Here is a 12802-nt window from a genome sequence, read left to right on the forward strand (position 1 = left end):
GTCAGCCCTCCATCACTTTTTTCAATGCCTCGCCGACGCGGGCAGGGCCGGGGAAATACTCCCACTCCTGCGCGTGCGGGTAGGGCGTGTCCCAGCCGGTGACGCGGATAATCGGCGCCTCCAGATGGTAAAAACAGCTCTCCTGCACCAGGCTCATCAGCTCGGCGCCGAAGCCCGACGTGCGGGTTGCCTCATGCACGATCACGCAGCGGCCGGTCTTTTCGACGGAGGCCTGGATCGTTTCCAGGTCCAGCGGCAGCAGGGTGCGCAGGTCGATCACCTCGGCGTCGATGCCAGAAGCCTCTGCCGCGGCTTCGGCCACATAGACCATGGTGCCATAGGCTAGAACGGTGACATCCGCGCCTTCGCGGGTGATGCTGGCCTTGCCCAGCGGCACGATCTCCGCACCCTCCGGCACCTCGCCCTTGGGGTGGTTCTTCCAGCTAGTGACCGGGCGGTCATGATAGCCGTCAAACGGCCCGTTATAGAGCCGCTTTGGCTCCAGGAAGATCACCGGATCGGGATCTTCGATGGCGGCCAGCAGCAGCCCCTTGGCGTCGTACGGGTTGGAGGGCACCACCACCTTCAGCCCCGACACATGGGTAAACAGGGCTTCCGGGCTCTGGCTGTGGGTCTGGCCGCCGAAGATACCGCCGCCGGTGGGCATGCGGATCACCAGCGGACAGGTGAAATCGGCGTTGGAGCGGTGCCGCAGCCGCGCTGCCTCAGACACGATCTGGTCATAGGCGGGATAGACGTAGTCGGCGAACTGGATCTCGATTACCGGCTTCAGCCCGTAGGCCGCCATGCCGATGGCGGTGCCAACGATGCCGGATTCGTTGATCGGCGCGTCAAAGCAGCGGGATTTGCCGTATTTCTGCTGCAGGCCCGCGGTGCAGCGGAACACACCGCCGAAAAAACCCACATCCTCGCCGAAGACGACGACGCGGTCGTCTGCCGCCATGGCAACATCATGGGCCTCGCGGATGGCCTCGATCATGGTCATGCTGGCCATCTCAGTACCCCGCCTCCTGGCGCTGCCGGATCAGATGCGGCGGCATGGTTTCATAAACGCCCTCGAACATGTCGCGCGGGCTGGGGGCCTTGCCGCCGCCCAATGTGCCGACGGCCTCAGCCTGTTTCTGGGTGGCGATGACGCCGTCCAGGATTTCCGCCTCGGCCTGTTTGTGGCGGTCCTCGCTCCACTCGCCGATGGTGATGAGGTGCTTCTTCAGCCGCTCTATCGGGTCGCCCAGGGGCCAGGCGGCGGCCTCGCGCTTGGAGCGGTAGGCGGAGGGGTCGTCGCTGGTGGAATGGCCGCCGGCGCGGTAGGTGACATGTTCGATCAGGGTGGGGCCATGCCCCTGGCGCGCCCTTTCACAGGCCCATTTCGCCACCGCGTGCACGGCCAGGTAATCGTTGCCGTCCACCCGGATCGAGGCGATGCCAAAGCCGTGGCCGCGGGCGGCAAAGGTGCCGACGCCGCCGCGGGCAATGCCCTGGAAGGTGGAAATGGCCCATTGGTTGTTGACGATGTTCAGGACCACCGGCGCGTCATAGGTCGAAGCAAAGACCATGGCGGAGTGAAAATCGCTCTCCGCCGTGGAGCCGTCGCCGATCCAGCCGGTGGCGATCTTGGTATCGCCGGAAATCGCCGAGGCCATCGCCCAGCCGACCGACTGCACAAACTGGGTGCCGAGGTTGCCGGAGATCGAGAAGAACCCGTGTTCCTTGGAGGAATACATGATCGGCAGCTGGCGCCCGTGCAGCGGGTCGTCGGCGTTGGAATAGATCTGGTTCATCATGGTCAGCATCGGATAGCCGCCCGCAATCAGCAGCCCGGCCTGGCGGTAGGTCGGGAAGTTCATGTCGCCCGGGCGGAGGGCGCGGGAAAAGGCGCAGCTGACCGCCTCTTCGCCCAGGTGCTGCATGTAAAAGCTGGTCTTGCCCTGGCGCTGCGCGTTCAGCATCCGCGCATCGAAGGCGCGCAGGGTCAGCATGTGGCGCAGGCCCTCGCGCAGCTCTTCCGGGCTGAGCGCGCCGGCCCAGTCGCCCACCGCCTCGCCGTCCTTGTTGAGCACGCGGACGATGGAAAACGCCATATCGCGGATCGCATCAGGATCCACATCCGTTGGCGGGCGTTTGACTGCCCCGGCGCGCGGAATTTCGAAGTCCGAGAAATCAGGCGTGCTGCCCGGCCTGCAGCCTGGTTCCGGCACATTCAGCGATAGCGGCGGGAAGTCATCACTCATGCGGTTTCCTTCTTGTCTGGGCGTGTTCAGGCGGCGCGCGGTTTGTTTTCAGGCGCGCAGCCTGTCTTTCCAGCTTAGCAAAACCGGTTGGTTGAAAAGCCTCAATTTTGGGGCCGGTGCGGTAAATTTTAGAGAAAAAGCAACGGATTGAGGGGAATCTTGGTGGTTTCCGCTATGAATTCAAAAAGGTGGAGAGGCTTGCCGCTCCGCGGGGCAGGGGCGAAACAAGGCTGGAAGAAGTTTTGTAAGAAGCAGAATATTCATCGTGACCCAGCCGCCTGGAAGCGCGTGAGGCCCTGGTCTCATTGAATTTCAAAGCCAGCAGAGGGCGAGGACGGCAAGAGCGATAGCTGACAGTAAGGCTTTTGGGCAGCTGCCGTAATGCGTTGCGACCCGCTGCCAGCCCTTCAGCCCTGCGTGCATAATCTCTATGCGGTTGCGACGTTTGTCGGGTCGCTTGTCGTATCTGATGGCTCCCTTGCGCTGTTTTAGGCCGGGGATGCAGCACGTATCCGTTTGCCATTTTGCCTGGCCTGAAGAGATCGCGCGTAGCGTAAGACTGTTAGGCAAGACACTCAAAATCATCGTCATTGCCGCCGCGGTGTAAGCTGGTGTCTCAGAACTTGGGAAGAATGCCGCTGCTAACGCGCCTTGCTCTGCCATTGCAGGAAGGCATTGAACAGCTGCTGCTGTGTGCTGATGCCCAGTTTGGCATAGGCGTTCTTGCGGTGGGTCTTGACCGTCGGCAGGGCAATCCCGAGGGTCAGGCTGATCGACAGGCTGGAATGGCCCTTGAGGATCATCTGCACGATCTCCGCCTCCCGCGGGGAGAGGATGGTGCGGGCAAAGTCCTGCAGCGTCCGCTCTGGTTTGGCTGCGCTGAGATCCGGGGCCTGCCGGGACCAGAGCCGGGCGAATGCTGCCCCGAACAGCGGCAGGAAGGGGCGCAGCCGGTCCAGCAGATCATCGGGAAAACCGCCGTCTGCCGCAGGACGGGCAAAGCTGACTTCGCCCATGGCTCCGCCGGGCAGTTCTGTCAGCAGGGTGAGTTCCACCAGCCCTGCGGGCCAGCCGGGGGTGCGGTAGCCGATTTCCTCGGCGTCCTCGACCAGAATGCCCGGGGTCTCCGGCGCCGGGTTCCAATTGTCGGGTGCCAGGTCCGCCATCCTGTAAAGCCCCGGCTGCAGCCCGTCGAGCAGCGCGTTATAGACCGGGTTCAGCAAGTAGGTGCTGTTCACATAGAGCTGCACTGCGTCCTTGGCGGCGCCTTGCGGGTAGCTGTCATCCAGGTAGTGCGGGCGCTGGCCGGGGCGGTTCACAACACAAAAGGCAGCAGTGAAGGGCAAAAGCGGGCGGGCGGCGGCGATCAGCCCGGCCGCGCCGCGCTGGCCGCTGATGACGCTGGCCAGCGCGCTGTTCGCAGCCGCAATGTCAGTGCCTTGAAATTCCACATGATCCTCCCGGTTGATCCGCCATAGCACGCGGCAGGGGGGCGTGCATCATCCTTGGGGATGATGGCGGCGGGGCAGGCGCGCGCGCTACCCTTCGGGCAAAGAAGGAATATGCCGATGATGAAAACCCCGATTGTGTTGGATGCCGAAGCCGTGGCGCAGCTGCTGCCGCAGGTCGATGTGCTGCAGGAAATGCGCGCGCTTTTTGCAGACCTGGGCCTTGGTCAGGCGGTGCAGCCTGCACAGACATTGACGCTGTTTCCGGAAGGGCAGGGGGATTTCATCACCTATCTGGGGGCGGCTGCCGGGGCAGGCACCTTTGGCGCCAAGCTGTCGCCTTATCTGCCGCGCGCGGGCGGGCCGGTTATCACCGCCTGGACCGTGCTGATGTCGATGGAGACGGGCCAGCCGCTGATGCTGTGCGACGCCGGCCGTTTGACCACCGAACGCACCGCGGCCACCACGGCGCTGGCGGTGGATCTGCTGGCAGGCGAGGGGGCTGCGCGGGTGGCCGTGATCGGCTCCGGCGCGGTGGCGCAGGCGCATTGGCGGCATGTGCAGGGTCTGCGCGATTGGCAGGAGGTGCGGGTCTATTCGCCCGGCCTGGGTGCGGATGCGGGCAAGCAGGCCGCGTGGCGCGGGATCTGCCCGGAGGCAGAGTTTGCCGCCAGTGCGGAAGAGGCCGCGCGGGGGGCGGATGTGGTGATGCTCTGCACCTCTTCGGGGACACCGGTTCTGGATGCAACCGTGGTGGCGCCCGGCGCGCTGGTCACCTCGATCAGCACCAATGCGGCAGAGGCGCATGAAATTGCGCCCGCCTTCCTGGCCTCGGCGCAGGTCTATTGCGACTATCGCGAGACCACGCCGGCTAGCGCCGGGGAGATGGTACTGGCCGCGCGGGATCATGGCTGGAGCGCGGATCAGCTTCGGGGTGATCTCGCGGGGCTTGCTGCCGGAACCTGCGAAGGGCCTGAAGCCGGCCGGTTGGTATTCTTCCGCTCCATCGGGCTGGGGCTGGAGGATATCGCCGTGGCCAACGCTATCTACCGCGCCGCCAGCGCTTGAGAGACAGGAGAGAGACATGCATATCGAACCTTTCGGTGTCGAAATCTGGATGAACGAGTGGGAGACCAAATGCGAATGGAACCTCGCTGAGACCTGTGTTGAGAGCCTGACCATCGAGGAGCTGCTGCAGCTGGCCGGGAAAAACTCTGCCGATCTGTCAGAGCTTCTGGCGATGAAGATGACTTATGGCGCGATCGAGGGCTCGGACCGGCTGCGCAATGCCATTGCGGCTTTGTATCAGGGACAAGGCCCGGAAAATGTGATCGTCACCCATGGCACCATCGGCGCCAACATGCTGGTGCACAAAGCGCTGGTCGAGCGTGGCGACCGCGTGGTGGCGGTGGTGCCAACCTATCAGCAGCATTACTCGATCCCGGCCAGCATTGGTGCGGATGTGCATCAGCTGCGCCTGCGGGAGGAGAACGGGTTTCTGCCTGACTTGGACGAGCTGCGGGCACAGGTGACGCCGGGGACGAAGCTGATTGCCATCAACAATCCCAACAACCCGACCGGCGCGCTGATGGACCGGGCGATGCTGGAGGAGATCGCCGCCATTGCCCGCGAGGCGGGTGCCTGGATCCTGTGCGACGAGGTTTACCGCGGCACCGATCAGGAAGGGGACGGGATGACTGCCTCGATCGCGGATATCTATGAAAAGGGGATTTCCACCGCCGGCATGTCCAAGGCCTATTCACTGGCCGGGTTGCGGCTGGGCTGGATCGCCGGGCCGAGGGAGGTGATTGAGGCGGTGGCCATTCACCGCGATTACGACACCATCTCGGTGGGCATGATCGACGATCACTTTGCCGCGCTGGCGCTGGAAAACCGCGAACAGGTGCTGGCGCGCAGCCAGCGGATCACCCGCGGCAATCTGGAGATCCTGTCCGACTGGGTGGATCAGGAGCCGAAGATCTCCTGGGTGAAGCCGCGCTCGGGTACCACCGCGCTGCTGAGGTTCGATCTTCCGATGACTTCGCGGGAGTTCTGCGTGGCACTGCTGAAGGAGAAAGGGGTGATGTTCACGCCGGGGTCGGCCCTGGGCATGGAGGGCTATGTGCGCATCGGCTATGCCAATGGGCCGGAAGTCCTGAAGCAGGGGCTGGGCCTTGTGTCCGGTTTTTTGGCAGCACAGTGGTAGTCAAGAGGATGCGCGGCGGCTGAACGCCGCCGGCCCGCTGTCTGTTTGAGGCAGTGTATTATTGCGTTGCTTGGCGCAAACAAGGCTCTGAGCCTTCATCTCAAGATCCTCATTGGCCTTGCCAGGCTTCTGTGAAGCCTGCTTTCCTAGCCTGTTCTGGGGTTCGGGCAAGCCAAACGCCACTGAGACAGATTGCCAGGGGATTTGATCTTGCCAGATCATAGGAGGCGCTGCCGTCACGACGTTCACCAGGCGCCAATCGCGTGGTCCGGGACCACATGTCAGCTGGGAAGGCCGCTGGCGGAATGCCGCGTCAGAAGCCCCTCAGCGCCTTCAGCGCGGTGAGGTCCAGCCTGGCCCGGAACGGAACCGGGGCTTGATGGGCAAGATCGGGTCCTTCCAGATATTCGCAGAACTTGCAGACGGGAAGCCTGCACATGTCTGCTGCAGGCACATGTCACACATTGCAAACTTCGGACAGCCTCCAAGCAGCCCGCTTCAGGGAAGTCGCCAGCGTGTTTTCTCCATGCCAAATGTTCTGGCAGCCCGCTCAAAAATGCGGCGCAACCACGTTGTCTGAAAATCAGCCCGGCTCCGCGGTCTTTACAGCCCTCCGGCATTCTCATCACGCTCTGCCGCATGCCCGATGCCCTGTCCATTGTTGTCGTCGAAGCCGACCGCGAACGCGCCTTCCTGATTGTAGAGGGGCTGCGGGTTGCCGGGGAATTCGACATTGAGGTCATTTCGAGCCCTTCGGGCCTGGCCCGTCAGATTCAGATGCGTGACCCGGATGTCGTGCTGATAGATATTGCAGATCCCTCGCGAGACGCGCTCGAGGAACTGACGCTGGCCTCCGGCCCCAAGGACCGGCCAGTGGCGATTTTCGCCGACCGCAGCGCGGACGGGCTGTCTGCTGCTGCGGTGGAGGCGGGGGTTTCGGCCTATGTGGTTGACGGTTTGCAGCCCGCCCGGCTGAAACCGGTTCTGGATGCTGCAATTGCCCGCTTCCGGCTGTTTCAGCGGATGCGCACGGAGCTTGCCGAGACCAAGCGGGCGCTGGAAGAGCGCAAGGTGATCGACCGCGCCAAGGGGATGGTAATGAAAGCTCGGGGCGTTGGCGAGGATGAAGCCTATGCGCTGCTGCGCAAGGCGGCGATGGATCAGAACAAGCGTGTGGCCGAGGTGGCGCAGGCGCTGGTCACGGCGGCGGGGCTGCTGGCATGAGCGTGACGCGGATCCCCGCCGGTTATGTCCCGCTGACCGATGCGGCGCCGCTGATTGCGGCGCAGGAAATGGGGTTTGCCGCCGAAGAGAAACTTGCGCTGGACCTGCACCGCGCGCCCTCCTGGTCGTCGCTGCGGGACATGCTGGCCTTTGGACAGGTGGACGCGGCCCAGATGCTGGCGCCGGTGCCGGTTGCGGCGGCGCTTGGCCTGGGCGGCGCCAGCGCGCCTTTGTCGGTGCTGTCGGTGCTGTCCGTCAACGGCACGGTGATCGGGGTCAGCAGCAGCCTGGCCCGCAGACTGGCTGATACTGGGCATGGGTTTTCCTTTGACGATGCCCTGTCTGCTGGACAGGCGCTGATCGTTGCGGGCGGCCCGGAGTTGCGGATCGGCGTCCCGTTTCCATTTTCCATGCACGCTGAACTGCTGAACTATTGGCTGAAGGGGCTGGGGGCGGACACGCCCCCGGACATCGGCATCCGCACGGTGCCGCCGCCGCAGATGGTGGAGGCCATCCGCCGCGGCGAAATCGACGCTTTCTGCGTTGGCGAGCCCTGGGGGTCGATGGCGGTGGAGCAGGGGGCCGGCGCGCTGCTGCTGCCGGGCCGGGCGATCTGGTCTTTTGCTCCGGAGAAGGTGCTGGCCGTGCGCAGTGCCTGGGCAGACGCGGAGCCCGGCCTGGCCAACCGCCTGATCCGGGCGCTGTGGCGGGCAGGGCGCTGGCTGGCCGATCCGGCCTCGCGCGGGCTGGCGGCGGAAATCCTGTCCGCGCGGCGATACCTGGATCTGCCCGCTGAAATCATCGAGCGCGCGCTGTCTGGGATGTTCACGGTGACGCCGCAGGGGCTGCAGCGCGAAGCGCCCGGTTTTATCGGTTTTCACGAGGGTGCGGCGGGGTTTCCCTGGCGCACCCAGGCACAGTGGATTGCCCTGCAACTGGCCCAGCGGAACGGATTGGACCAGCAGACGGCGCTGGAAACCGCGGGAGCCGTTTTCCGCAGCGATCTGTACCGTGCCGCCCTGCGGGGCACTGGCGCGGAATTGCCGGGCGCCGCCTCGAAACCGGAGGGCGATTTTGGCGCGCCGCGGACGGCTGGCAGAGAATCGGAACCTGCCGGCCTGCTGCAGAACCGGTTTTTTGATGGCCGCGTTTTTGATCCCCTGATCGCGGACTGATGAAAATACAGGCAGCTTGCCGCGCCGCAGCGCTGCAATGCAGAATTTCTTGCTGCGAGAGCAAAGAAACCTTTGGCGCAGGCCGGGCCTTGCGGCAATCTGAGGTCAGGCAGGCAACGGAGCCTGACTGAGAATTTTCCCGAAGACCGGGGTTCACTGAGCAAAGCCGCTCGACCCACCGCCACTCCTTCCGGCGGTGCGTGTCAGCGGCTTTTTCTGTTCCGGCGCCTGCCGCCGGACGCAGCTAGGAAAAGGAACCAACCCGATGAAGACACTCATCATGGCGCTTGCGGCCTCAACTGCACTGACCGGACCGGCTTTGGCCGCCACCCTGGATTTGGAAAAGGACGTGCTGACCTTCGGCTTCATCAAGCTGACCGATATGGCGCCGCTGGCGGTGGCCTATGAACAGGGCTTCTTTGATGACGAGGGGCTGTTTGTCACGCTGGAAGCGCAGGCGAACTGGAAGGTTCTGCTGGATGGCGTAATCAGCGGCACGCTGGACGGCGCCCATATGCTGGCAGGCCAGCCGCTGGCCGCGACCATCGGCTATGGCACCGAGGCGCATATCGTCACGCCGTTTTCCATGGACCTGAACGGCAACGGCATCACGCTGTCCAACGAAGTGTGGGAGATGATGAAGCCGAACCTGCCCACGGACGCAGACGGCAGGATCGCGCATCCGGTCTCCGCCTCCTACCTGAAGCCGGTGATTGAGGATTTCAACGCCAAGGGCAAGCCGTTCAACATGGGCATGGTGTTCCCGGTTTCCACCCATAATTATGAGCTGCGCTATTGGCTGGCGGCGGGCGGCATCAACCCCGGCTATTACTCGCCCGAGAACGTGACCGGGCAGATCGGGGCAGAGGCGTTCCTGTCGGTGACCCCGCCGCCGCAGATGCCCGCGACGCTGGAGGCCGGCACGATCTCCGGCTACTGCGTCGGCGAGCCGTGGAACCAGCAGGCGGTGTTCAAGGGCATTGGGGTGCCGGTGATCACCGATTACGAGCTGTGGAAGAACAACCCGGAAAAGGTGTTCGGCATCACCGCGGAATTTGCCGAGGAAAACCCGAACACCATGCTGGCGGTGGTCAAGGCGCTGATCCGCGCGGCCCAGTGGCTGGATGAAAACGAAAACGCCAACCGCCCGGAAGCGGTGGAGATCCTGTCGCGCCCCGAGTACGTCGGCGCCGATTACGAGGTGATTGCCAATTCGATGACCGGTACCTTTGAATACGAGAAGGGCGACAAGCGCGACGTCCCGGATTTCAACGTGTTCTTCCGCTACAACGCCACCTACCCGTTTTATTCGGACGCGGTCTGGTACCTGACCCAGATGCGCCGCTGGGGGCAGATTGCCGAACCCAAGCCGGACAGCTGGTATGACGAGGTTGCCCGCTCTGTCTACAAGCCGGAGATCTATCTGGAAGCCGCGAAAATGCTGGTGGATGAAGGGCTTGCCAGCCCGGAGGATTTCCCCTGGGACAGTGACGGCTACAAGGCCCCGACGCCCGCAGAGGACATCATCGACGGCATTCCCTTCGATGGCAAAACACCCAACGCCTATATCGACAGCCTGCCGCTCGGACTGAAGTCCGGCCAGACCGTCGTTGGCAGCGCCATTCAGGGCTGACCCCGGACAGGAGGGCAGGGGGGCGGTGCGCCCGCAAGAGCGGGCGGCCTTCCCCTCCCTCAGCATTTCCCAGAGGACGACACCATGACGATCGCCGACCCCGACACTCTGAACCCCGCCAGTGAACAAAAGGAGGCCCGCCGCGCCCGGCTGTTCACCCGCATCAGCAAGATGGACGCCTGGTTCCAGGTTTTTGGCCTGGCCTGGGTGACGCCGGTGCTGAAAGCCGCCTCCGGGGACAATCCCAGGGCGCAGATCAGGGAAATCTGGCGCTTGCTGGCGGTTCCCGTCATCGCCATTGCCGCCTTCCTGATGCTGTGGGCCGTGCTGGCGCCCAAGGTGCAGACCTCACTGGGCGCCATCCCCGGGCCCGCTGCTGTGTGGAGCGAAGCGGTGAACCTGCATCAGGATGCGCAGGCCAAGGCCGCCAAGGAGCGCGCCCATTACGAGAAGGTGGAGGCCCGCAACCAGCGCTTCATCGACCGCGGCCAGCCGGAGCGGGTGAAAGACATCCCCTTTACCGGCGCGCCGTCTTATTACCGGCAGATCGGGACCTCGATCCTGACCGTTTTCTTCGGGTTCCTGATTGCTGCCGCCGTGGCGATCCCGCTGGGCATCCTGGCCGGGCTTTCACCGGCTGCAAACGCGGCCATCAATCCGCTGGTGCAGATTTTCAAACCGGTGTCGCCGCTGGCCTGGCTGCCGATCGTGACCATGGTGGTTTCGGCGCTTTATGCCAGCAACGACGGGCTGTTCTCCAAGTCATTCCTCGTTTCCGCAGTCACCGTGACCCTGTGCTCGCTGTGGCCGACGCTGATCAATACCGCGCTGGGGGTGGCCTCCATCGACAAGGACCTGGTGAATGTCTCCAAGGTCCTGAAAATGAACACCTGGACCAAGATCACCAAGCTGGTGCTGCCCTCGGCACTGCCGCTGATCTTCACCGGGCTGCGGCTGTCGCTGGGGGTCGGCTGGATGGTGCTGATCGCGGCGGAGATGCTGGCGCAGAACCCGGGCCTTGGCAAATTCGTCTGGGACGAATTCCAGAACGGCTCCAGCCAGTCGCTGGCCCGGATCATTGTTGCGGTGCTGACCATCGGTATCATCGGCTTCCTCTTGGACCGGGTGATGTACGCGCTGCAGTCGCTCTTTACCTTCACGAACAACCGGTGAGCCGTCATGAGCATTCTTGAGTTCAAAAACGTCTCCAAGAGCTTTGGCGAGGGCAACAGCCGCACCGACGTTCTGAACAACATCAGCCTGCAGGTGCAGGAGGGCGAGTTTCTTGTGCTCTTGGGCTTTTCCGGCACCGGCAAGACAACCCTAATCAACCTGATGGCCGGGCTGGAGAGACCGGCGGAGGGGTCGGTCAAGTACCGGGGCAGGGAGGTCACCGGCCCCGGTCCCGAGCGCGGGGTGATCTTCCAGAGCTATTCGCTGATGCCGTGGCTGACGGTGAACGGCAATGTTGCGCTTGCGGTTGACACGGTCTTTCCCGGCCTCCCGAAGGCGGAGAAACAGGCGAAAGTGGACCATTATGTGGAAATGGTCGGCCTCAGCCACGCTGCGCACCGCCGCCCGGCGGAGCTGTCGGGGGGTATGCGCCAGCGGGTCAACGTGGCGCGGGCGCTGGCGATGGATCCGGAGATGCTCTTGCTGGATGAGCCGCTGTCGGCGCTGGACGCGCTGACCCGCGCCAATCTGGCGGATGAGATCGAGGCGATCTGGGAGGCGGACAAGAAGACCTGCGTGCTGATCACCAACGACGTGGATGAGGCCATTCTGCTGGCCGACCGCATCCTCGCCCTGAACCCGGACGGCAGCCTGGGGGAGGCGTTCACCGTCGCCATTCCCCGCCCGCGCGACCGCTCCGCGATGAACACGGACGAGAGCTTCAAGCGCCTGCGGGCGTCGGTCACCTCCCGCTTGATGGATGTGGGCATCCAAGCGAGGGCCGAAGGCACGAAGACCCTGCCGGACGTGACCCCGATCCACGGGCTGCCGACGGCTGTGGCGGAGGCTGCAAAGTCGATCACCGAGGAGCGGTTTCTGGATTTCTCGCAGCTGCACAAGATCTACCCGACACCCAAGGGGCCGCTGACCGTGGTCGAGGATTTCAATCTCAAGATCAATAAGGGCGAGTTCATCTCGCTGATCGGCCATTCCGGCTGCGGCAAGTCCACGGTGCTGACCATGGCCGCGGGGCTGAACCCGATCTCCAAGGGGGCGATCAAGCTGGACCGCCGCCACGTCGAGGGTGCCGACCCGGAACGCGCCGTGGTGTTCCAGTCGCCCAACCTGTTTCCCTGGCTGACCGCGCGGGAGAACTGTGCCATCGGGGTCGACAAGGTCTATCCCAAGGCGTCGCAGGCCGAGCGGCAGGACGTGGTCGAATACTACCTGGAGCGCGTCGGCCTGGCGGATGCGATGGACAAGCCCGCACATGCGATGTCGAACGGCATGCAACAGCGGGTCGGCATCGCCCGCGCCTTTGCGCTTTCCCCGAAACTCCTGCTGCTGGATGAACCCTTCGGCATGCTCGACAGCCTGACCCGCTGGGAGCTGCAGGAGGTGCTGATGGAGGTCTGGAGCCGCACCAAGGTGACCGCCATCTGTGTCACCCACGACGTGGATGAGGCGATCCTGCTGGCCGACCGGGTGGTGATGATGACCACCGGACCCCAAGCCACCATCGGCAAGATCACCGACGTGGACCTGCCGCGCCCGCGCACCCGCAAGGCGCTGCTGGAGCACCCGGATTACTACACCTACCGGCAGGAGGTGCTCGATTTCCTGGAGGAATACGAGCACGGGGCGAAACCCGCTCCCAAACCAGCCGCAAAACAGATCGCAGCGGAGTAAGA

At 64.0% G+C, this 12802-nt stretch carries 10 protein-coding genes and 1 pseudogene; 7 read left to right on the forward strand and 4 right to left on the reverse strand.

What is annotated here, in order from left to right; all coding sequences use genetic code 11:
- Nucleotide 1 precedes the first annotated feature (1 nt).
- The 4 genes and pseudogenes from GC1_RS07250 to GC1_RS07260 form a co-directional block, all read right to left on the reverse strand.
- On the reverse strand, nt 2–1015 hold the full coding sequence (locus GC1_RS07250; protein WP_019296398.1) for an alpha-ketoacid dehydrogenase subunit beta: 1014 nt from the start codon (nt 1013–1015) through the stop codon (nt 2–4).
- Between the two features lies 1 nt (nt 1016).
- Entirely contained in the window at nt 1017–2252 is a 1236-nt protein-coding gene (locus GC1_RS07255) for a 3-methyl-2-oxobutanoate dehydrogenase (2-methylpropanoyl-transferring) subunit alpha (protein WP_019296399.1), read from the reverse strand.
- 312 nt (nt 2253–2564) lie between these two features.
- Nucleotides 2565–2759 (reverse strand): annotated as a pseudogene (locus tag GC1_RS22820) (IS5/IS1182 family transposase); the annotation flags it as partial.
- A 134-nt stretch (nt 2760–2893) separates the two neighbouring features.
- Nucleotides 2894–3703, reverse strand: coding sequence for a response regulator transcription factor (locus GC1_RS07260; RefSeq protein ID WP_019296400.1), 810 nt, complete (start codon nt 3701–3703; stop codon nt 2894–2896).
- Nucleotides 3704–3820: 117 nt separating this feature from the next.
- On the opposite strand from GC1_RS07260, the gene GC1_RS07265 reads away from it, so the two are divergent.
- The 7 genes from GC1_RS07265 to GC1_RS07295 all read left to right on the forward strand — a co-directional run bounded on the left by GC1_RS07265 (nt 3821) and on the right by GC1_RS07295 (nt 12800).
- Nucleotides 3821–4768, forward strand: a complete 948-nt coding sequence (locus tag GC1_RS07265) for an ornithine cyclodeaminase family protein (protein ID WP_029204833.1) — start codon at nt 3821–3823, stop codon at nt 4766–4768.
- A 16-nt stretch (nt 4769–4784) separates the two neighbouring features.
- Nucleotides 4785–5906: an aminotransferase gene (locus GC1_RS07270; protein WP_019296402.1), complete on the forward strand. Its 1122-nt coding sequence runs from the start codon at nt 4785–4787 to the stop codon at nt 5904–5906.
- Between the two features lie 639 nt (nt 5907–6545).
- Nucleotides 6546–7130 carry an ANTAR domain-containing response regulator gene (locus GC1_RS07275; protein WP_019296404.1) on the forward strand — a complete coding sequence of 195 codons (585 nt, stop codon included), beginning with the start codon at nt 6546–6548 and terminating at the stop codon, nt 7128–7130.
- A complete protein-coding gene (locus GC1_RS07280; protein ID WP_019296405.1) occupies nt 7127–8305 on the forward strand; it encodes a CmpA/NrtA family ABC transporter substrate-binding protein in 1179 nt (392 codons plus the stop codon). Before GC1_RS07275 ends, GC1_RS07280 begins: the two co-directional genes overlap by 4 nt.
- 265 nt (nt 8306–8570) lie before the next feature.
- Nucleotides 8571–9938, forward strand: coding sequence for a CmpA/NrtA family ABC transporter substrate-binding protein (locus GC1_RS07285; RefSeq protein ID WP_019296406.1), 1368 nt, complete (start codon nt 8571–8573; stop codon nt 9936–9938).
- Between the two features lie 84 nt (nt 9939–10022).
- The gene (locus GC1_RS07290) at nt 10023–11111 is read left to right on the forward strand and encodes an ABC transporter permease (protein WP_019296407.1); all 1089 of its coding nucleotides are present in this window, start codon (nt 10023–10025) and stop codon (nt 11109–11111) included.
- 6 nt (nt 11112–11117) lie between these two features.
- Nucleotides 11118–12800, forward strand: coding sequence for an ABC transporter ATP-binding protein (locus GC1_RS07295; protein WP_029204834.1), 1683 nt, complete (start codon nt 11118–11120; stop codon nt 12798–12800).
- Nucleotides 12801–12802 lie beyond the last annotated feature (2 nt).

This window comes from Leisingera sp. ANG1 (assembly GCF_000203975.2).
Classification (GTDB): Bacteria; Pseudomonadota; Alphaproteobacteria; order Rhodobacterales; family Rhodobacteraceae; genus Leisingera.

Excerpts from the sequence above, each read along its gene's own strand:
- GC1_RS07255 (WP_019296399.1), bottom strand. The coding sequence starts at position 2,252 with ATGAGTGATGACTTCCCGCCGCTATCGCTGAATGTGCCGGAACCAGGC.
- GC1_RS07275 (WP_019296404.1), top strand. The coding sequence starts at position 6,546 with ATGCCCGATGCCCTGTCCATTGTTGTCGTCGAAGCCGACCGCGAACGC.
- GC1_RS07290 (WP_019296407.1), top strand. The coding sequence starts at position 10,023 with ATGACGATCGCCGACCCCGACACTCTGAACCCCGCCAGTGAACAAAAG.
- GC1_RS07295 (WP_029204834.1), top strand. The coding sequence starts at position 11,118 with ATGAGCATTCTTGAGTTCAAAAACGTCTCCAAGAGCTTTGGCGAGGGC.
- GC1_RS07265 (WP_029204833.1), top strand. The coding sequence starts at position 3,821 with ATGATGAAAACCCCGATTGTGTTGGATGCCGAAGCCGTGGCGCAGCTG.
- GC1_RS07280 (WP_019296405.1), top strand. The coding sequence starts at position 7,127 with ATGAGCGTGACGCGGATCCCCGCCGGTTATGTCCCGCTGACCGATGCG.
- GC1_RS07250 (WP_019296398.1), bottom strand. The coding sequence starts at position 1,015 with ATGGCCAGCATGACCATGATCGAGGCCATCCGCGAGGCCCATGATGTT.
- GC1_RS07270 (WP_019296402.1), top strand. The coding sequence starts at position 4,785 with ATGCATATCGAACCTTTCGGTGTCGAAATCTGGATGAACGAGTGGGAG.
- GC1_RS07285 (WP_019296406.1), top strand. The coding sequence starts at position 8,571 with ATGAAGACACTCATCATGGCGCTTGCGGCCTCAACTGCACTGACCGGA.